This is a genomic window from Pseudomonas arcuscaelestis (genome assembly GCF_016881005.1).
GTDB classification, from domain to species: Bacteria; Pseudomonadota; Gammaproteobacteria; order Pseudomonadales; family Pseudomonadaceae; genus Aquipseudomonas; species Aquipseudomonas arcuscaelestis.
The window spans coordinates 189,644-209,139 of sequence record NZ_JACOPV010000011.1 but is presented as its reverse complement, the minus strand read 5'-3'; the positions used below and the strand labels follow the sequence as shown (position 1 = coordinate 209,139).

Here is a 19,496-nt window from a genome sequence, read left to right as displayed (position 1 = left end):
TCTTTTCAATGTTATCTACAGCCTGCTTATCGGAAACTGCAAGCTCGCCTGCCACGACCAGGCGCTCCAATAATTCCAAGACAGGAGAACGGCATGTCTGCGCAAGACAATAGGCGCTTCGCTATCCGTGATCGCAACTGGCATCCAAAAGCCCTTACCCCAGACTACAAAACCTCCATTGCCCGTTCGCCACGGCAGGCGCTGGTGAGCATTCCCCAATCGATCAGCGAAAGCACGGGTCCGGATTTCTCCCATCTGAAGTTTGGCCAGCACGATCATGACTTGCTGCTCAATTTCAACAATGGCGGTTTGCCGATTGGCGAGCGGATCATTCTTGCCGGCCGCGTCTGCGATCAGTATGGAAAGCCGATTCCGCACACCTTGGTAGAAATCTGGCAAGCCAACGCCGGCGGCCGCTACCGCCACAAGAACGACCGCTATCTGGCACCGCTGGACCCCAATTTTGGTGGTGTCGGCCGCGCCTTGACCAACAGCGAAGGCTATTACAGTTTCCGCACTATCAAGCCGGGTCCGTACCCCTGGCGCAATGGTCCAAACGACTGGCGCCCGGCGCACATTCATGTGTCGATCAGCGGCCCGTCGATTGCCACGCGCTTGATCACCCAGCTGTACTTCGAGGGTGATCCATTGATTCCGATGTGCCCTATCGTCAAATCGATCACCAACCCTGAAGCAGTGCAGAGCCTGATCGCACGCCTGGACATGAGCAACGGCAACCCGATGGATTGCCTGGCTTATCGTTTTGACATCGTCTTGCGCGGCCAGCGCAAAACCCATTTTGAAAACTGCTGAGGAGGTGTCTATGCCCATTCAATTGCTGCCAGAAACCCCTTCGCAGACCGCTGGTCCGTATGTCCACATTGGTCTGGCCCTGGAAGCGGCCGGCAACCCTGGCCGTGATCAGGAAATCTGGAACCGCATGGCACGCCAGGATGCGCCCGGTGAGCATATTCTGGTGTTCGGCAACGTCTACGATGGCAATGGCCACTTGGTGCGCGACTCGTTCCTGGAGTTCTGGCAGGCAGATCACAATGGCCAGTACCAGAGCGATTTCGATCTGGAAAAGCCCTTCAATAGCTTTGCCCGTACCGCCACCACCTTTGATGCGGGTGAATGGACCCTGCATACCGTCAAGCCGGGCGTGGTGAACAATGGTGCAGGTGTACCGATGGCGCCGCATATCAATGTCAGCTTGTTTGCCAGGGGAATCAACATTCATCTGCAAACGCGCCTGTACTTCGATGATGAGGCCCAGGCCAACAGCCAGTGCCCGGTGCTCAACCTGATCGAGCAACCGCAACGACGCGAAACACTGGTGGCGACCCGTTGTGAAGTTGATGGCAAGTTGGCCTATCGCTTCGACATTCGTATTCAAGGTGAAGACGAGACGGTATTTTTCGACTTCTGAGGTGAGTGGATCCTGTCGCGGGGCAAATAGAGACGCCCCGCGATTATCGGCGCTTTGGCCGTGGCTCTTTAGCATCGGCACACATCCCAGGGACCGAAACCATGGCTGGCGGTCAGATCCAACGCGCCTTCAATCTTCTTGAGCGGCTCACCAGCGAGCCACGCGGGTTGCCCATGCAAAATAACCCTATAGACTGACCCGTCCAGTCCGCTGCTGTTGCAGCGCTATCCTGCGAGCCGAGCAAATGCCCCGTCCTACCTCGCTCACCGATACCAGCCAGCCATTACGGGGCATTTTGCTGGTGGTGTTGGCAACGTTCCTGTTTGCCAGTCACGACGCGTTGTCCAAGTACCTGGCCGGGTTTTATCCGATCCTGTGGGTGGTGTGGGCGCGTTACCTGGTGCATACCCTGCTGATGATGGTGATTTTTCTGCCGCAGTCCGGGCTGCGCGTGTTGCGCACCAAACGACCGGGTCTGCAAGCCGTGCGGGCCTTGTGCCTGCTGGGCACCAGCCTTTTGTTTACTACCGCCTTGCAATACATCCCGCTCGCCGAAGCGACGGCGGTCAACTTCCTTGCGCCATTGCTGGTGACAGCGCTGTCGCTACCCTTGCTGGGCGAGAAGGTCACTCGAGGTCAGTGGGTGGCAGTGTTGGTGAGCTTTGTCGGGGTGACGGTGATCATTCATCCTGGCGGTGAACTGTTCAAACCTGCGGTGTTGCTGCCTTTCGGTTCGGCCTTGTGTTTCTGTTTCTACCAATTACTGACCCGCAAACTCAGCGGTATTGATAGCCCCACCACCAGCAACTTCTTTACCGGCTTGCTCAATACGCTGGTGATGAGTGCTGTTGTACCGATGTTCTGGCAGACGCCGAGCCTGATTCACGGGCTGATGGCAGTGGCACTGGGTACTTTCGGGATGACCGCGCACCTGTTTCTGACCCAGGCCTTCCGGCATGCGCCACCGGCCATGCTGGCGCCATTCAGTTATTGTCAGATCGTGTTTGCCGGAGTACTCGGCCTGGTGCTGTTCGGACACAGCCCGGACATGGCCGGGCTGATCGGTATTGCCTTGATCTGCTTGAGCGGACTCGGCGCAGCCTGGTTGCAACGCAGGCGTTAAGCTTCAACTTTCGGCACCTTGCGTGGCGCCAGCAGGTACATCCAGATCAGCGCAATGAAGTACATGGCCGGGATCATGGTGAACAGCAAGGTGTAATTGTTGTTGGTGGTGGTCAGGATATAGCCCACCAACTGGGTCATGAACATCCCGCCAATAGCTGCGCACATCCCGCCGAAACCGAATACCGTACTCATCATGTGCTTGGGCGTGTAGTCCATCACCAGGCTCCAGATATTGGCAGTCCATGCCTGGTGTGCGGCAATTGCCAGGGCAATGGCCATCACTGCTACCCACAAGCTGCTGGCACCTGCGGCAAAGATCACGCCGATGATAGTGACAGCGAACAACAGCATCGACAGCAGGCGCGCCTTGACCGGGGCCATGCCACGGCCGATCAGGAACGACGAGAGAATGCCGCCGCCGATGCTGCCGAAGTCGGCGCTGATGTAGATGACGATCAGTGGAATACCCATCTGCGTCACGTTGATCCCCAGGCTGTACTGCTGGTTGAGAAAAGGCGGCAGCCAGTACAGATAGAACCAGAACACCGGCGCTGTCATCGAATAGGCCAGCGCGAATGCCCAGGTGCCGCGCATGCGCAGGATGCGTGAGAACGGGACACGAGCCTGATCGGGTTCAACTTCACTCTGCACGTAGGCCAGCTCTTCTTTGCTGACGGTTGGATGGTCTTCCGGATTGAAGTACTTCAAGCCCCAGAAAATCACCCAGACCAGACCGAGCGCCGCCATGCCAAAAAAAGCGGCCTGCCACCCCCATACGGTGAGAACCAGCGGCAGCAACATTGGCGTGAACATCGCCCCCACGTTAGTTCCGGCATTGAATATGCCAGTGGCCACTGCGCGCTCGCCTGCCGGGAACCACAAGCGCGTGGTTTTGACGCACGCGGGGTAGTTGGCCGCCTCGGTCAAGCCAAGAATGAATCGGCAGACCATGAAACCTGCCGCTGAAGTGGCCAGGCCATGGGCGCCGGTGGCCAGGCTCCAGAGCAGCACGGCGCAGAAGAACACACGCTTGACACCGATGCGGTCGATCAAGCGTCCCTGAAGGACAAAGCCAATGGCGTAGCCGACCTGAAACCAGAAGTTGATGTTGGCGTAGTCCATCGCTGTCCAGCTCATTTCTTTGGCCAGGATGGGCTGCATGACGCCAAGGGCGGCGCGGTCGATGTAGTTCAGGGTTGTGGCGAAAAATACCAGGGCAAGCATGGACCAACGGATCTTGCCGACCGCCATGGCACCTCGAATTTTGTCGCCGATACCGGCGTGCGCAGTACTGACCATTGGCTGGGCTATGCGGGTGCTTTGCGAATGAATCATGGGAAGGTTACCCGTATTTTTATGTTTATGGGTCAAGCCTGGTGACGCAATGCTCAAAGCCGCCGGGGTGCCGGCTGTCGATTGAAACGGCAAGCGTCAATGAGCTTTTGGCCCGTGGATCGCGTTGCCCTGTGTCGAAATGGTGCGCCTGTGGTCAAAAACGGGTCAATTCGTGGATCGCTATTATGGGCGATAATCGAACACAAAACTAACCGGTTAGTCCCTTTTTTATTGAGCAAAAAGTGCTCAGCTCCAATAATCGCGATATCCGGGTATTGCCTGCCCATCGGAGCCATAAAAATGCAGCGTTCGATTGCCACCGTATCCTTGAGCGGTACCCTGCCGGAGAAACTTGAAGCTATCGCTGCGGCGGGCTTCGATGGGGTCGAGATCTTTGAAAATGACCTGCTGTACTACGCCGGCAGCCCGCGAGAAATTCGCCAGCGCTGCGCCGACCTGGGTCTGACCATCAGCCTGTTCCAACCGTTTCGAGATTTTGAAGGCTGCCGTCGTGATCGTCTGGGGCGCAATCTGGATCGCGCCGAGCGCAAGTTCGACTTGATGCAGGAACTGGAAACCGACCTGGTGCTGGTGTGCAGCAATGTCGCCGCCGACTCTTTGGGCGAGCGTCAGTTGCTGGTTGATGATCTGCGCCTGCTGGCGGAACGAGCAGGTGCGCGTGGCCTGCGAATCGGTTACGAGGCGCTGGCCTGGGGACGCCATGTAAACACCTGGCAGCAGGTCTGGAAAATCGTCCAGGCTGCGGATCATCCAAGCCTGGGGATGATTCTCGACAGTTTTCATACCTTGTCGCTCAAGGGCGATCCTGCGGCAATTGCCCAGGTCCCCGGGGACAAGATTTTTTTCGTGCAGATGGCCGACGCGCCGCTGCTGGCGATGGATGTGCTGGAGTGGAGCCGCCATTTTCGCTGTTTCCCGGGGCAGGGCGAGTTTGACCTGGCAGGCTTTTTGGCACCGATTCTGGCCAGTGGTTACCGTGGGCCCTTGTCGCTGGAAATCTTCAACGATGGCTTTCGCGCCGCGCCGCCCAGGGCCAATGCAGCCGATGGCCTGCGTTCGCTGCTGTACCTTGAGGAAAAGACTCGCCAGCGTCTTGAACAGCAGGCTCGGCAGCCGCTCGATGATCTGTTGTTCGCGCCTCCTGCGGCCAATGCCTACGATGGGATCGAGTTCCTTGAGTTCGCGGTGGATGATGCCCTGGGAGCCAAGCTTGGCAATTGGCTGGAGCGTCTGGGGTTCAGCCGCGCCGGTGCGCACCGTTCGAAGAATGTCAGCTTGTTGCGTCAGGGCGATATCAATTTGATCCTCAATGCCGAGCCCTATTCGTTTGCGCACAACTTTTTCGAGAGTCATGGTCCGTCGTTGTGTGCCACCGCAATCCGGGTCAAGGACAGCGCGCAGGCTTTGGCACGAGCGGTTGCTTACCAGGGCCAACCTTATCGTGGTCTGGTCGGCCCGAATGAGCGTGAACTGGCAGCTGTACGTGCTCCAGATGGCAGCCTGATCTACCTGGTCGATCAGGATGCGCTGGGTCGAACTATCTACGATACCGACTTCAGCCAAGTGCAAGCCTCAGGCAAAGGCCTGGGTCTCAAACGCATCGATCACATGGCCCTGGCGTTGCCCGCTGATGGCCTGGACAGCTGGGCGCTGTTCTATAAAAGCGTGCTGGATTTCACCGCCGATGACGAAGTGGTGTTGCCCGATCCCTATGGCCTGGTCAAGAGCCGTGCTTTGCGCAGTCGTTGCAGTTCGATACGTCTGCCCTTGAACATCTCGGAGAATCGCAATACTGCCATTGCCCATGCGCTATCTCACTATCGCGGCTCGGGTGTGCACCACATCGCCTTTGAGTGCGATGACATCTTTGCTGCGGTAAAACAGGCCAAAGAGGCCGGCGTGGCCTTGCTCGACATTCCGCTCAACTATTACGACGACCTGGCTGCACGCTTCGACTTCGATGATGAGTTTCTCAGCGAGCTGGCCTACTACAATGTGCTTTACGATCGTGATGCCCAGGGCGGGGAGCTGTTTCACGTCTACACCGAGCCGTTCGAGGAGCGCTTCTTCTTTGAAGTGTTGCAGCGGCGCGATGGCTACAGCGGCTATGGCGCAGCCAATGTCGCGGTGCGTCTGGCAGCCATGGCCAAGGCGCGCACAGGCGTGCAGTCGCCAGCACGTTTGTAGAGGGTTGGGCTGCAGGCTTTCTTCCTTGTGCCCTGCAGCTCATAATCGCCGGGTTAATTGTTGGCCACGAGTCCCGTATGACAACTACTCCAGCACTCTGCGCCGCCTCTACACCAGGGGCGCGCAAGGGTCGCAAGAACAATCCGGAAAAGACCCGCGAGAATATTCTTCAGGCGGCTATCAGCGAGTTTGTCCAAGAGGGCCTCGCAGGGGCGCGGGTCGATGCCATTGCCGAGCGCACGCAAACGTCCAAGCGCATGATCTATTACTACTTCAACAGCAAGGAGCAGCTGTACGTGGAGGTGCTGGAGAAACTCTACGGTGATATACGCAATACCGAGAGCAGCTTGCACCTGGCCGAGCTGGAGCCGCGTCAAGGCATCCGGCGCCTGGTGGAGTTCACTTTTGATCACCATGATCGCAACGTCGATTTTGTGCGCATCGTCTGCAACGAAAACATGCATCACGCTGAGTACGTGAAGCGCTCATCGGCCATTCGCTCGATGAACAGCACCGTGCTGGCGGCACTTGACGAAGTACTGTGCCGCGGGGCTGCCGAGGGGGTATTTCGCCAGGGCCTGGAGGCGTTGGATGTGCACTTGTTGATCAACTCTTTCTGCTTCTATCGCGTTTCAAATCGCAACACCTTTGGCGAGATGTTCCAGGTCGATTTCGAGGATGCGACGCTCAAGGCGCGCCACCGCGAAATGATTTGCGAGGCAGTGCTCAAGTTTTTGCAGGCGTGATCTTTTGCAGCCGTGGAGCAGGTCAACACGACTTGCCCCGCGCTGCACTTCACCTTCCCATGCTGTTGAAGTGTTCCAGCATGCGCGCCGCATTCGGCTTCAAGCCACTGAACAGTTCAAATGCCTTCACCGCCTGAAATACGGCCATGCTCGAGCCATCCAGGGTGCGGCAGCCCAAGGCTCGGGCGTCACGCAACAGCTCTGTTTGCAACGGGAAGTAGACGATTTCCGCGACCCACAACTCAGGCCGCAGCAAGGCTTTTGGTACGGGGGTGCCCGGAAGTTTGGCCATGCCCAGGGGCGTGGTGTTGACCAGGCCATCAGCGTCGCTCAAGGCGCTTGGCAAATCATGACCGATGCGCGCCGGGGCACCGCGAAAGTGCGCATTGAGGTTGTCTACCAAGGCTTGTGCGCGGGCTGTCTCGACGTCGAACACGAACAGTTGCCCGACACTTTCTGTCAGTAGTGCATGAGCTACCGCTGCTCCTGCACCGCCGGCTCCCATCTGCACCACTTTGCTACGAGCAGCATCGGCCAGACCTCGACGAAAGCCTTCGGCAAAGCCCAGGCAGTCAGTGTTGTGACCGATGCGCTTGCCATCCTTGAGCACCACAGTGTTGACCGCACCAATGCCGCGGGCTTCTGTGGAAAGCTCGTCGAGCAGTGGCAGAATTGCCTGCTTGCACGGGAACGTGATGTTCAAACCGGTGAATCCCATGCGTTCGGCGGCGGTAAGCAGCTGTTCAAGGGCGCTGCTATCAAGCTTCAGGACGTCCAGGTCGATCAAGCGATATAGGTAGTTCAGACCTGATGCACGGCCTTCGTGCTCATGCAGTGCCGGGGTGCGTGACGCCTGGATGCCTGCACCGATCAGGCCGGCAAGAATGCCGGGAGAGGTAACCGGATTCATCGGGTTGACTCCATTGTTGTTCTTGGGAAGAGATGCTTCCTGAAAATGTACTGGATGGTTAATTTGGTCAATTGGTCAAAGCGCCGCGCCCCACTTTTCTGTGCGCTGATCGCACAGCGTGTGCTACACCTGTTCTGCACTTGACCACGGAGGGAGACACGGCAATGCCGCTCAGAGACTCGCAGTTGATGGGGGCGACCTGGCCAGGCCTGGCCAACCTGACCCAATCGATCTTTGCCGCGCTGGGAGGGCGGGGTTTGCGTAACAATTTCCGCCTCGACCGCTCTCAGGCGACCTGCTTGCTGTTGATTGACGGCTTGGGCTGGAATCTGTTGCGGGCTCACGCCCGGCATGCACCGTTTCTGGTCTCGCTGATGCAACCGGACTCGCACTTTCGCGTGGGCTTCCCGGCGACGACTGCCGCAAGCCTTGCCTCGGTAACTTCCGGGCTGGGCAGTGGCGCCCATGGCATAGTCGGTTGCAGCTTTGCCCTGGACGAGCAGACCGAGTTGTCGCCGCTGTCCTGGACTACTGCGGCCCTGCAAGCTGACGTGCAGCCTGCTGCAGCACCTTCCCCCGAGTCCTTCATTGCGCCTCCCGACGCTTGGAGCCTAGCCAGCGCCCAGGGCATAGCCATCAGTACCGTCATGCTGGGTCGCTATGCCAATTCGGATTTCAGCAGGGCAATCTACAAGGCCGGGCGGATTCTTCCGGCGCCTGCTTACGACGCCTATCCAGACTTGATCAACACAGCGCTGGAAGGCGGCGAACCGTCTTTTTGCTTTGCCTATTTCGGCGACCTGGACTTTGCCGGGCATTTGTTCGGGCCAGGTTCGCAGGCGTGGCTCAAACAACTGGAAATTGCTGATCAATTGGCGCAAGCCATTGTCAGCAAGTTGCCGGAGCGGGCGCAGGTCATGGTGATCGCGGATCATGGAATGTTGACGCTCGATAGCGAGCAGGTGCGCGACTTCGACTCAGACCCGGTGTTGCAGGAGGGCGTACGCGCGATTGCCGGGGATGTGCGTGCGCGTTATTTGTATGTCCCTGCACAGCAGGACCGGGTGCACGAACGTTGGCAAAATCGTCTGGGTGACGATTATCGGGTGTTTTCCAAGGCCCAGGCCATCTCTGCAGGACTGTTCGGTGATGTACTGCTCAGCGATGCCGAGGCGCGGATTGGCGACCTGATCGTGGTGCCAACAGGGGCCGGTGGAATTATTCGCAGTGAAATGGAAAAACACGCCAGCCAGTGGCGTGGGCACCACGGCGCGTTGACCGATGACGACCAGTTGGTGCCGTTGCTGATGTGTTCAGGGGCGCTGCGCTAATCCACGCCTGCGCGGATTAGCGCAGGCGGCGCGGGCTTGCCCCGCGCTTACCTAGTTAGCGTCGAACCAGCAACACACCACTTTCCATGTGGTGGGTATACGGGAACTGATCGAACAGCGCGCAGCGCTCGATGCGGTGGGTGTCGTGCAATTGGGCGATGTTCGCCGCGAGGGTTTCCGGGTTGCAAGAGATGTACAGGATATTGTCGAAGCGTCGGGTCAGTTCGCAGGTATCCGGGTCCATACCGGCACGCGGCGGATCAACGAAGACGCTGCCGAACTGGTAGCTCTTGAGGTCGATGCCTTCGAGGCGACGGAATGGACGCACCTCGTTCAATGCTTCGGTCAGTTCTTCGGCAGATAGTCGTACCAGGCGCACGTTATTCACGCCGTTGTCATCGAGGTTGTGCAAGGCGGCGTTGACCGAGGTCTTGCTGATCTCGGTGGCCAGCACTTTGCGCACCCGCGTCGCCAACGGCAGGGTGAAGTTGCCGTTGCCACAGTACAACTCAAGCAAGTCGTCCTGACGCTCGCCGAGCGCCTCGTAGGCCCAGTTGAGCATCTTCTGGTTCACCGTACCGTTGGGCTGGGTGAACGCGCCTTCAGGCTGGCGATAGCGGAAGCTACGGCCGGCGACCTGCAGTTCCTCGACTGCGTAGTCGCGTCCGATCACCAGGCGTTTGCCCTTGGAGCGACCAATGATGCTTACGTCAAGGTCTTTGGCCAGTTGCTGCGCCGCTGCCTCCCAGTGCTCGTCCAGAGGGCGGTGATAGCACAGGGTGATCATCGCATCGCCGGCCAGCGTGGTGAGAAACTCCACCTGGAACAGCTTGAAACTCAGTGCCGAACTGGCTTGCCATGCAGCCTTGAGCCGCGGCATCAAATCATTGATACGCAGGCTGGCAATCGGGAAGTCTTCGATCAGGATCGGCGTGTGCTTCTCGCCCGGGGCGAACATTGCGTAGAAACGTTGTTCGTTCTCACGCCACAGGCGAAATTCGGCACGCAGGCGATAGTGCTCGCGTGGCGAATCAAACACCGCAGGCTCGGGTGCATCAAAAGGCGCCAGCAACTCGCGCAGGCGTGCAGCCTTGGCGTCGAGTTGCTGGGTGTAGTTCGAAGGGTCTAATACAGCACTCATGCGTTGAACCAGCCCAGCTTGATGACGAACAGGATCGAAAGAATCACCAGGGCTGCGTTAAGGTCATGGCGACGACCGGAGAGCAACTTGATCGCGGTCCAGGAAATGAAACCGAAAGCGATGCCGTTGGCAATCGAGTAGGTCAGCGGCATGGCCAGCGCGGTCACGACCACGGGGGCTGCCTCGGTAATGTCGTCCCAGTTTATTTCAGCCAGGCCCGAGGCCATCAAAACGGCGACGAACAACAGTGCCGGAGCGGTGGCGAAAGCTGGAACACTGCCGGCCAGTGGGGCGAAGAACAGCGCCAGGAGGAACAGGACGGCAACCACGATGGCTGTCAGACCCGTGCGTCCGCCAGCACTCACGCCCGCAGCCGATTCGATGTAGCTGGTGGTGGTCGAGGTACCGAGCAGGGAACCGGCCATGGCCGCAGTACTGTCGGCGATCAGGGCACGGCCCATTTTCGGCATGTGGCCATCTTTGCGCATCAGGCCGGCGCGCTTGGCTACGCCGATCAGGGTGCCGGAGTTGTCGAACAGGTCAACGAACAGGAAGGCGAAGATGACGCTGATCAGACCAACATCCAATGCCCCCTTGATGTCCAGTTGCAGGAAGGTTGGGGCCAGCGATGGCGGCATCGACACGACGCCATTGAACGGGGTTACACCCATGACGATCGACGCCACGGTCACCGCCAGAATGCCGATCAGCACTGCACCACGCACTTTCATCGCTTCCAGGGCGACGATCAGGAAGAAGCCCAGGGTGGCGAGGATCGGCGCTGGCTGCTTGAGGTCGCCCAGACCCACCAGGGTCGCCGGGTTATCCACCACGATGCCAGCATTATGCAAGGCGATCAGCGCCAGGAATAGGCCGATACCTGCAGCAATAGCCGAGCGCAGGGGCAGCGGAATGCTGTTGACGATCCATTCACGGATGCGAAAGATCGACAGCAGGAAGAACAGCACGGCGGAAATGAACACCGCACCCAACGCCACCTGCCAGGTGTGCCCCATATGCAGGACCACGGTATAAGTGAAGAACGCGTTCAAGCCCATGCCCGGTGCCAGGGCGATCGGATAGTTGGCGATCAAGCCCATGGTCGTCGAACCGATGGCGGCAGCCAGGCAGGTAGCGACGAACAGTGCACCTTTATCCATGCCTGTCTCGCCGAGAATGCTCGGGTTGACGAACAGGATATAGGCCATGGCCAGGAAGGTAGTGACGCCCGCGAGAATTTCGGTGCGGACATTGGTGTTGTGTGCTTTTAGTTGAAACAGCCTTTCCAGCATGCCTGCTCCCCGTGGCGCGCCCCGGCGCCGTGAATGTATCGACCCCATCAGCAAAGCACAGACCGTACCGGACGGTATGTGGATTTTGAATGGGCCGCAAAAAAGCCGCGCATCATACCAGCATGCTCGGCGAGCGGTAATTAATGTCGCGATACACTACAGATATCTACAAATTCTGCACCGATCCCTCCATCACCCCATGAGCAGCCGCTGTGCAACTGATTGACTACCGTGACCTGAGCCAGACCCAGCGCGATCAACTGATCGACATCGAAGTCAGCGCAGAGCAGCGACGCTATGCCGGGGATATTTCCAGCGCGTTGTACATTCTTTTAAGTATCGACAGTGATGACATGCGCGGTGTGGCGTTGTTGCTCGATAGCGTGCCACGAGGGTTCCTGTTGCTCCAGCGTGGCGCGTTTCTTCCGCCTTGGGCCGCTGCCGATGCGGCGGCGATCAACGCCTTGCAAGTGGATCGAAGGGTTCAGGGCCGCGGCTTGGGGCGATTCTGCATGCAGGCCATTCCCGATCTGGTTCGCGATTTGTGGCCCGGTGTGCGCCGCCTGCAATTATCGGTGGAGCCCAACAACGACGCAGCGCTGGCACTTTATCGGGCCACCGGTTGGGTTGATTCTGGCAATGGCTATCGGGCTCGCCAGGGCTACGAGTGCCAGTTGACCCTCATGCTGTGAGCGGCAGTGCGCTGTTCAGGCTTAGCGATTTGTTCCAGCTGCCAGGCTGTGCAGATGATCCCGTCCCGCCAGGCTCGGGAACAGTTTTATCCACACCCCGGTGACCACCAGGGTGCCCACCCCGCCCAGGACCACCGCCGGTACGGTGCCGAACCAATGCGCTGTCAGCCCCGACTCGAACTCGCCAAGCTGATTGGAAGCGCCGATGAACAGTCCGTTCACCGCACTTACTCGGCCACGCATTTCGTCGGGCGTTTCCAACTGCACAAAGGCCCCGCGGATAACCATGCTGATCATATCCGCGGCTCCCAGTACCGCCAGTACGGCCAAAGAGAACCAGAACGAGGTCGACAGGCCGAAGGCTATTGTCGTCACACCGAAAATGCCGACGGCGGTGAACATCACCCGACCCACCTTGCGCTCTACCGGAAAGCGCGACAGCCACAGCGACATGAGCAGGGCGCCAACCGCCGGCGCCGAACGTAGCAACCCCAACCCCCAAGGGCCGGTGAGCAGGATGTCCTTGGCAAATACCGGTAGCAAGGCCGTCGCGCCGCCCAGCAGCACAGCGAATAGGTCCAGGGAGATGGCCCCGAGAATGTCTGGGCGACTGCGAATAAAGCGAATTCCGGCCAGCAGCGACTCCAGGTTGGCGCGGCCCTGCAGCGGGCGTTGCCGGGGAACGTTCAAGCTCAGGGTCAACAGGCAGGCGATCAGGTACAACAATACCGTTGGCCCATAGACCCAGATACTGCCAAATGCGTAGAGAAAACCGCCTACAGCGGGTGCGACGATGGTTGCAGCCTGCATCGCTGACGCGGAAGCGGCCACTGCCCGGGGAAACAACTGGCTGGGAACCACGTTAGGCAGCAGCGCCTGGGTGGCTGGCACCTCGAAGGAGCGAGCACTGCCAAGCAGGAAGGCAAGGACGAAGATCAATTCGCGGCTGACATTGTTTGTGCTGCTACCCACCACCAGCGCCAGGGCGATCAAGGCCTGAGCAGTTTGGCACACAGCGGCGACACGGCGCCGGTCATAGCGGTCGGCGACATGCCCGGTGTGCAGCATGAACAACACCCGCGGCGCGAACTCCACCAAGCCCACTAGGCCCAAATCAAGCACGTTGCCAGTCAGTTGGTAGAGATGCCAGCCAATGGCCACGGTGAGCATCTGGAAACCGCTGGCGGTACACACCCGGGCCAGCCAGAAGGCGAGGAAGGGACGATGGTGGCGCAACAACAGCGGCTGATGGTCTGACATCGGCGAAGTAGAGCCTCTGTAAAGAAATCGGCGTGCAGATTAACACCAGTTTGTAACAGTAGGTTGCAGGAAACGCGAGCGAGGGACTTTTTGCGCACTGTTTTGGGGCGCGCAAAATCAGTGACAACTGATCTGCGGCAATCAACCACAGAACTGTGCAGGGCTTTCAGGACTATCCTTTCTGGCAATCGTTGATTTGGATCAATAGTTTCATTTGCAACGGTGGGCCCGACGGCCGAATTCCCTGCGAAGTGAAGTTTTTAGAACAATTCCAACTAGCCGCACTCAACTACCGTGGGGGCAGTTGGCGCCAAGGCCTTCGCCTGACGCCGGTTTACCTGACAGAGGAAGCACTATGTTCGGATTAGAGGCTCTAGATCTCGCCCGAATCCAGTTCGCATTTACCGTGTCGTTTCACATCCTGTTCCCGGCCATCACCATTGGTTTGGCGAGCTACCTTGCGGTGCTTGAAGGGTTGTGGCTCAAGACCAACAACAGCGTCTACCGTGATCTTTACCACTTCTGGTCGAAAATCTTTGCCGTCAACTTCGGCATGGGTGTGGTTTCCGGTCTGGTCATGGCCTACCAGTTTGGGACCAACTGGAGCAAATTCTCCGATTTTGCCGGGTCCATTACCGGACCTCTATTGACCTATGAAGTGCTTACCGCTTTCTTCCTCGAGGCCGGATTCCTCGGCGTCATGCTCTTTGGCTGGAACCGTGTTGGTCGAGGCCTGCACTTCTTCGCCACGGTCATGGTGGCCCTCGGAACTATCATTTCCACCTTCTGGATTCTTGCGTCCAACAGTTGGATGCAAACCCCCCAAGGTTACGAAATCGTCAATGGCGTAGTGATCCCGGTGGATTGGTTCGCGGTGATCTTCAACCCGTCGTTCCCTTATCGCCTGGCACACATGGCTACTGCGGCATTTGTCGCCACCGCATTTTTTGTCGGCGCTTCGGCTGCCTGGCATCTGCTACGTGGGCGTGACAATCCGGCGATCCGCAAGATGCTGTCGATGGCAATGTGGATGGCCCTGATCGTTACGCCGATTCAAGCGGTGATCGGTGACTTCCATGGACTGAACACCCTCAAGCACCAACCTGTAAAAATCGCGGCAATTGAAGGTCATTGGGAAAACGTCGGCGACGAGCCGACCCCGCTGATTCTGTTCGGGATCCCGGACATGGAAGCCGAGACCACTCGCTTCAAGTTGGAAATTCCGGCGTTGGGCAGCTTGATCCTGACTCACAGCCTGGACAAGCAAGTGCCTGCGATGAAGGAGTTTCCAAAGGAAGACCGGCCTAACTCCACCGTGGTGTTCTGGTCGTTCCGGGTGATGGTTGGCCTGGGGATGCTGATGATCCTTGTAGGCGTGTGGAGCCTTTGGCTGCGCAAGGGCGACAAGCTCTACAGCTCGCGGCCATTCCTTTATCTGACCCTGTGGATGGGGCCTTCCGGTCTGATCGCGATTCTCGCCGGCTGGTTCACCACTGAGATCGGTCGTCAGCCTTGGGTGGTCTATGGCCTGATGCGTACTGCCGATGGGGTCTCGAATCACAGTTATGCCCAGTTAGGGATAACCCTGGTGATGTTCGTGGTGGTCTATTTCGCCCTGTTTGGTGCGGGCTTGGGCTACATGATGCGTCTGGTGCGCAAGGGACCGAAAATCGGCGAAGGTGATGAAACCACGCCGGGTGGTCCTGGCCAGAAACGTACGCCAGCACGGCCGCTGTCTGCTGCTGATGACGAACACGCCAGCCTGAGCAAGGGGAACTGAGTCATGGGTATTGATCTTCCGCTTATCTGGGCCGTGATCATCATCTTCGGCATCATGATGTACGTGGTCATGGATGGCTTTGACCTGGGAATCGGCATTCTCTTTCCCTTCGTCAAGGGCGAGCAGGACCGTGATGTGATGATGAACACCGTCGCACCGGTCTGGGACGGCAACGAAACCTGGTTGGTACTGGGCGGTGCCGCGCTGTTTGGCGCCTTTCCGCTGGCCTACGCGGTAGTGCTCTCGGCACTTTATCTGCCGTTGATGCTGATGCTGGTCGGCTTGATCTTTCGCGGTGTGGCGTTCGAGTTTCGCTTCAAGGCAACGGCCGAGAAACGTCACCTCTGGGACAAGGCCTTCATCGGTGGTTCGCTGACCGCCACATTCTTTCAGGGTGTGGCCCTTGGCGCCTTTATCGAGGGCTTCAAAGTGGTCGACCGCAGCTACGCCGGTGGCTCCCTCGACTGGTTGACCCCATTCAGCCTGTTTTGTGGGCTGGGTTTGATCGTTGCCTATGCCTTGCTTGGCTGCACTTGGCTGATCATGAAAACCGAAGGCAAGTTGCAGTTGCAGATGCACGATCTGGCCCGACCATTGGCCCTGGTGCTGTTGGCTGTGACCGGTATCGTCAGTATCTGGACGCCGCTTGCGCATCCGGAGATCGCTACGCGCTGGTTCACGTTGCCTAACCTGTTCTGGTTCCTCCCGGTGCCGATCCTGGTGCTGGTGACCTTGTACGGTTTGCTGCGGGCTGTGGCCCGCAATGCCCATTACACACCGTTCCTGCTGACCCTGGCGCTGATCTTCCTGGGCTACAGCGGTCTGGGCATCAGCTTGTGGCCGAACATCATCCCGCCATCAATCTCGATCTGGGAAGCCGCCGCACCGCCACAGAGTCAGGGCTTCATGCTGGTGGGGGCGTTGTTCATCATTCCATTCATCCTCGGTTACACCTTCTGGAGCTATTACGTGTTCCGCGGCAAGGTGACCCATGAAGATGGCTACCACTAGGAGGGCTTGAAATGACTGGCAAACAAACCTTCGAGGAAGAGAAAAAGCCGCTCTGGCAGCGCCTGGGGTGGCTGGTCGTGATCTGGGCAGGCAGCGTGACCGCCCTGGGTATTGTGGCCTGGCTGATGCGTATGTTCATGGCTGCCGCGGGCCTGAGCACGCACTGATCGTATTTCCCATCCCGCCTTGCGGCGGCTTTAGCACCCTTCGCAGCTCAGGTTGCGAAGGGTTTTTTTTGCCCTGGAAAAATTGATTGCACGAACTTACTTGCGCGCTTTGAGCACCACGAACTTGGGGGTCGCCGCGACCTGTTCGACACCACGGAACAACCGCGCCAGTTTACTGTGATAGCCCAGGTGGCGGTTGCCGACGATGTACAGCGCACCTCCGACCACCAATGCTTCACGCGCTTGCTGGAACATGCGCCAGGCAAGGAAGTCGCCGACCACCTGTTGTTGATGGAAAGGAGGGTTGCACAGCACCACGTCCAGGGATTGGGCTGGCTGACTGGCCAGGCCATCGTCAGCGCGCACAACGACCTCACGATCTCCCAGTGCCGCTTGCCAGTTTTCCAATGCTGATTGAGTGGCCATATAGGACTCATCGACCAGGGTGTAATGTGCTTGCCGATTGTTGAGCGCACTGGCGATGGCTAACACACCATTGCCGCATCCCAGGTCGGCAACCCGGGCAGAGCCGAGATCATTAGGCAGATGTGGCAGAAACGCCCGGGTGCCGATGTCCAGGCCTTCGCGGCAGAACACATTGGCGTGGTTGAGCAGTTGCAGGTGTGGTGTATCGAGTTGATAGCTCGACGGGTAGGGAGAGGCAAAAGGGCCCTTTGCCTGGGCGGTAGCGATCAACAGGCGGGCTTTCTTGCGTGCCAGCGAAGCCTGTACCGGACCGATATATTTTTCCAGCAGGTCACCGGCAGCACGAGGTAGGTGCTTGATCATCGCTCCGGCAATCACTTGAGCTCCTGGCGCCAGTTGCGCTTGCAAGCGAATCAGTTGTTCTTCGAGCAATGCCAGGGTCTTGGGTACGCGCACCAGCACTCGCTCGAACGGACCTTGCCAGTGGCTATTGGCGGGCGTGAACGGCACGGCGTCGAAGGGCTGGCCGTTGCGTACCAGGTTTTTCTCCAGCGCCAGTCTGGCCAGGTACGAGTCACCACTGCTGGTAACCTGCAAGTGGCGGCGCAGACTGATGGCCAAGGCGCCAAAACTATCGTTGAGCACCAATACTCGCGCATTTGCAGCGAGTGGCTGTTCGGCGAGATATTCCAGCAGGTACTCGTCGGCAGCATCGAAGGCTTGCAAAGGGTCATTGGCTTGCTCGGGCTGACGAAGCAGGTCGAGTTCGGCAAAGGGGCTGGTCAACAAGGGCATGGCGTAAGGCTCTGAGGCATGATCACCCCGCCAGTTCGGCGGAGCGTTACAGGGCCGTGATTCTACAGCGCTTTGTCGCGCAAGGGGTCAGTCCAATAGACCGTCCATGGCAGCCGTCGCAATCGCGCCCGCTTTGTTGGTACAGTTCATCTTGGCGATGAAGTTGCGGATGTGAAAGTGTACGGTGCTCTGGGAAAGGGTCAGGATGCAGGCGATGTCTCCCGCCGTCTTGCCAGCAGCCGACCATTTCAATACTTCCAGTTCGCGGTCTGAGAGCTGGTAAGCAGGCGGATTCATTTTCAGCTTTTGAGCCAGCATCAGTTCGTGCATCAAATTACACATCCAGAGGGTATGTCCGGCGTTGTTATGAAACTCTTCCATGCTGACCGGCGTATGGCTGCGGGCAACGCTCAGAATGCTGTGGTTTTTGCGGGCGTCGTGGCGGGATTGGCTCCAACCGAAGCGCAGTCCATGACAGCAGCAGGCTTCGCGGAACTCTGGAGTTGATCGAAAAACATCTTCGTTCCACAGAATTAGCAGCGCGGAAGCTTGGCACTGGGCGGAAACTGGATCAATGCCAGCGTAGTCGCACTGCCAATATCGGTCATTCCAGGCTTTGGGGTAATTGTTGAATGTCTCGACGGGTGGGTGCAGGGCTTTGGTATGCAGGCATGCGGTATAGGAAAAATATTCCATATCCAGTGATTTCGCCAAGGCTGAGGCAAGCTCGAACTTTTTCAGTTCATCTGTTTCATTTAGCAGAATTTTTAGCTGCTGCTCCCTCCAATGATTCATGACGATAATCTCCCTAATTTTAAACTTGATTCCGTTATCTGGAAGGAGCGTAGGAAATGTCTGGCTTTCGCGCTGAGTGTTTGACCTCTGCCGTTGAATTTTTCGGGTGAGGTAATTTTCCGACCCCGAGGTGTTGTGGCCGTTCAAAGAGTTTGCTGCAACGATGCCACTACAATCCGACGGTGTTTATCCTGCCGAGTTTGCGCGACACTGGGCGCATCTGTTTTTTGGAGTAAGTCATGACTGCCAGCGCTGAAAAGTTCACCCGACAGACGTTGCTCGACGTTCAGCCGCTGACCCCCAGTCTGTTCAGCCTGCGGGCCAGCCGCGATCCGGGCTTTCGCTTTCGTTCTGGCCAGTTTGCCCGGCTGGGCGTCACCAAGGCCGACGGCAGTGTGGTTTGGCGTGCTTATTCGATGGTTTCGGCGCCGCATGACGAGCACCTGGATTTTTTCTCTATTGTTGTGCCAGGTGGCGAGTTCACCAGCGAACTGAGTCGTCTGAAGGAGGGTGACAGTTTGCTTATCGATCGCCAGGCCTTCGGTTTTCTCACCCTGGACCGTTTCGTCGATGGTCGTGATCTTTGGTTACTGGCTACGGGGACCGGCATCGCACCGTTCGTCTCGATTCTCCAGGACTTCGAAGCCTGGGAGCGTTTCGATTCGATCAAGTTGGTGTATTCGGTGCGCGAGGCGAGGGAGCTGGCGTATCAGGATTTGATCGCCGGTCTTGAGCAGCGCGATTATCTGGCCGAATACGCCGGTAAGCTGCAATTTATTCCGGTAGTTACCCGAGAGCCGCATCCAGGTGCGTTGAACGATCGCATTACTACGCTGATCGAGAATGGCGAGCTTGAGCGTGCGGCGGGACTGGCACTAACGCCAGAGCATTCGCGAGTCATGCTCTGCGGTAACCCGCAGATGATCGATGACACCCGCCAAGCGCTCAAGCAGCGGGGTCTTCAACTGAGTTTGAGTCGCCGCCCCGGCCAGGTGGCGGTGGAAAACTATTGGTAAATCGAGCATCAATAAAAAACGGCGCCTGGGGCGCCGT

Annotated in this window: 18 protein-coding genes; 11 read left to right on the top strand and 7 right to left on the bottom strand. The window is 58.2% G+C overall.

Annotated elements, in window-relative coordinates; genetic code table 11:
- Positions 1 to 93: 93 nt before the first annotated feature.
- The 3 genes from pcaH to H8F21_RS18605 all read left to right on the top strand — a co-directional run bounded on the left by pcaH (position 94) and on the right by H8F21_RS18605 (position 2,552).
- Positions 94 to 813, top strand: coding sequence for a protocatechuate 3,4-dioxygenase subunit beta (gene pcaH / locus H8F21_RS18615; protein ID WP_203480388.1), 720 nt, complete (start codon positions 94 to 96; stop codon positions 811 to 813).
- A gap of 10 nt (positions 814 to 823) precedes the next feature.
- Positions 824 to 1,429, top strand: a complete 606-nt coding sequence (gene pcaG, locus H8F21_RS18610) for a protocatechuate 3,4-dioxygenase subunit alpha (RefSeq protein WP_203480391.1) — start codon at positions 824 to 826, stop codon at positions 1,427 to 1,429.
- A 244-nt stretch (positions 1,430 to 1,673) separates the two neighbouring features.
- Complete coding sequence (locus tag H8F21_RS18605; RefSeq protein ID WP_203480394.1) at positions 1,674 to 2,552, top strand: DMT family transporter; 879 nt, start codon at positions 1,674 to 1,676, stop codon at positions 2,550 to 2,552.
- Here H8F21_RS18605 and H8F21_RS18600 read toward each other — a convergent pair.
- Positions 2,549 to 3,889 carry an MFS transporter gene (locus H8F21_RS18600; RefSeq protein WP_203585138.1) on the bottom strand — a complete coding sequence of 447 codons (1,341 nt, stop codon included), beginning with the start codon at positions 3,887 to 3,889 and terminating at the stop codon, positions 2,549 to 2,551. The genes H8F21_RS18605 and H8F21_RS18600 overlap by 4 nt on opposite strands.
- Positions 3,890 to 4,189: 300 nt before the next feature.
- Here H8F21_RS18600 and quiC point away from each other — a divergent pair, with 300 nt between their 5' ends.
- Positions 4,190 to 6,097: a 3-dehydroshikimate dehydratase QuiC gene (quiC, locus tag H8F21_RS18595; RefSeq protein ID WP_203480400.1), complete on the top strand. Its 1,908-nt coding sequence runs from the start codon at positions 4,190 to 4,192 to the stop codon at positions 6,095 to 6,097.
- A 77-nt stretch (positions 6,098 to 6,174) separates the two neighbouring features.
- Positions 6,175 to 6,843 carry a TetR/AcrR family transcriptional regulator gene (locus H8F21_RS18590; RefSeq protein WP_136478247.1) on the top strand — a complete coding sequence of 223 codons (669 nt, stop codon included), beginning with the start codon at positions 6,175 to 6,177 and terminating at the stop codon, positions 6,841 to 6,843.
- A gap of 49 nt (positions 6,844 to 6,892) precedes the next feature.
- Here the strand turns inward: H8F21_RS18590 and H8F21_RS18585 are convergent, their stop codons facing one another.
- Entirely contained in the window at positions 6,893 to 7,753 is an 861-nt protein-coding gene (locus H8F21_RS18585; protein WP_203480402.1) for a shikimate dehydrogenase, read from the bottom strand.
- Between the two features lie 164 nt (positions 7,754 to 7,917).
- Here H8F21_RS18585 and H8F21_RS18580 point away from each other — a divergent pair, with 164 nt between their 5' ends.
- A complete protein-coding gene (locus H8F21_RS18580) occupies positions 7,918 to 9,084 on the top strand; it encodes an alkaline phosphatase family protein (protein WP_203480404.1) in 1,167 nt (388 codons plus the stop codon).
- Between the two features lie 55 nt (positions 9,085 to 9,139).
- On the opposite strand, the gene trmA is transcribed toward H8F21_RS18580, so the two are convergent.
- Together trmA and H8F21_RS18570 are read right to left on the bottom strand one after the other, a co-directional pair.
- Positions 9,140 to 10,225, bottom strand: coding sequence for a tRNA (uridine(54)-C5)-methyltransferase TrmA (gene trmA, locus H8F21_RS18575; RefSeq protein WP_203480406.1), 1,086 nt, complete (start codon positions 10,223 to 10,225; stop codon positions 9,140 to 9,142).
- Positions 10,222 to 11,517 (bottom strand): NCS2 family permease, encoded by a 1,296-nt coding sequence (locus H8F21_RS18570; protein WP_136478243.1) that lies wholly within the window; start codon positions 11,515 to 11,517, stop codon positions 10,222 to 10,224. Before H8F21_RS18570 ends, trmA begins: the two co-directional genes overlap by 4 nt.
- A 212-nt stretch (positions 11,518 to 11,729) precedes the next feature.
- Between H8F21_RS18570 and H8F21_RS18565 the strand changes: the two genes are divergently transcribed.
- A complete protein-coding gene (locus H8F21_RS18565) occupies positions 11,730 to 12,209 on the top strand; it encodes a GNAT family N-acetyltransferase (protein WP_203480408.1) in 480 nt (159 codons plus the stop codon).
- Between the two features lie 21 nt (positions 12,210 to 12,230).
- Here H8F21_RS18565 and H8F21_RS18560 read toward each other — a convergent pair whose 3' ends face one another.
- Positions 12,231 to 13,469 carry an MFS transporter gene (locus tag H8F21_RS18560; protein WP_203480410.1) on the bottom strand — a complete coding sequence of 413 codons (1,239 nt, stop codon included), beginning with the start codon at positions 13,467 to 13,469 and terminating at the stop codon, positions 12,231 to 12,233.
- Positions 13,470 to 13,824: 355 nt separating this feature from the next.
- Here H8F21_RS18560 and H8F21_RS18555 point away from each other — a divergent pair, with 355 nt between their 5' ends.
- From H8F21_RS18555 to H8F21_RS18545, 3 genes are read left to right on the top strand one after another with little or no spacing between them, the layout of a single operon-like run.
- Entirely contained in the window at positions 13,825 to 15,249 is a 1,425-nt protein-coding gene (locus H8F21_RS18555) for a cytochrome ubiquinol oxidase subunit I (protein WP_203480413.1), read from the top strand.
- A gap of 3 nt (positions 15,250 to 15,252) precedes the next feature.
- Positions 15,253 to 16,260, top strand: a complete 1,008-nt coding sequence (gene cydB / locus H8F21_RS18550; RefSeq protein ID WP_203480415.1) for a cytochrome d ubiquinol oxidase subunit II — start codon at positions 15,253 to 15,255, stop codon at positions 16,258 to 16,260.
- Positions 16,261 to 16,271: 11 nt separating this feature from the next.
- Positions 16,272 to 16,427 carry a DUF2474 domain-containing protein gene (locus H8F21_RS18545; protein ID WP_136478238.1) on the top strand — a complete coding sequence of 52 codons (156 nt, stop codon included), beginning with the start codon at positions 16,272 to 16,274 and terminating at the stop codon, positions 16,425 to 16,427.
- A 96-nt stretch (positions 16,428 to 16,523) separates the two neighbouring features.
- Here the strand turns inward: H8F21_RS18545 and H8F21_RS18540 are convergent, their stop codons facing one another.
- Both H8F21_RS18540 and H8F21_RS18535 read right to left on the bottom strand, forming a co-directional pair.
- Complete coding sequence (locus H8F21_RS18540) at positions 16,524 to 17,648, bottom strand: methyltransferase (RefSeq protein WP_203480417.1); 1,125 nt, start codon at positions 17,646 to 17,648, stop codon at positions 16,524 to 16,526.
- 87 nt (positions 17,649 to 17,735) lie between these two features.
- Positions 17,736 to 18,443 carry an autoinducer binding domain-containing protein gene (locus tag H8F21_RS18535; RefSeq protein WP_203585137.1) on the bottom strand — a complete coding sequence of 236 codons (708 nt, stop codon included), beginning with the start codon at positions 18,441 to 18,443 and terminating at the stop codon, positions 17,736 to 17,738.
- Positions 18,444 to 18,682: 239 nt separating this feature from the next.
- On the opposite strand from H8F21_RS18535, the gene H8F21_RS18530 reads away from it, so the two are divergent.
- Complete coding sequence (locus H8F21_RS18530) at positions 18,683 to 19,459, top strand: ferredoxin--NADP reductase (protein ID WP_203480423.1); 777 nt, start codon at positions 18,683 to 18,685, stop codon at positions 19,457 to 19,459.
- The last annotated feature ends 37 nt before the right edge of the window (positions 19,460 to 19,496 follow it).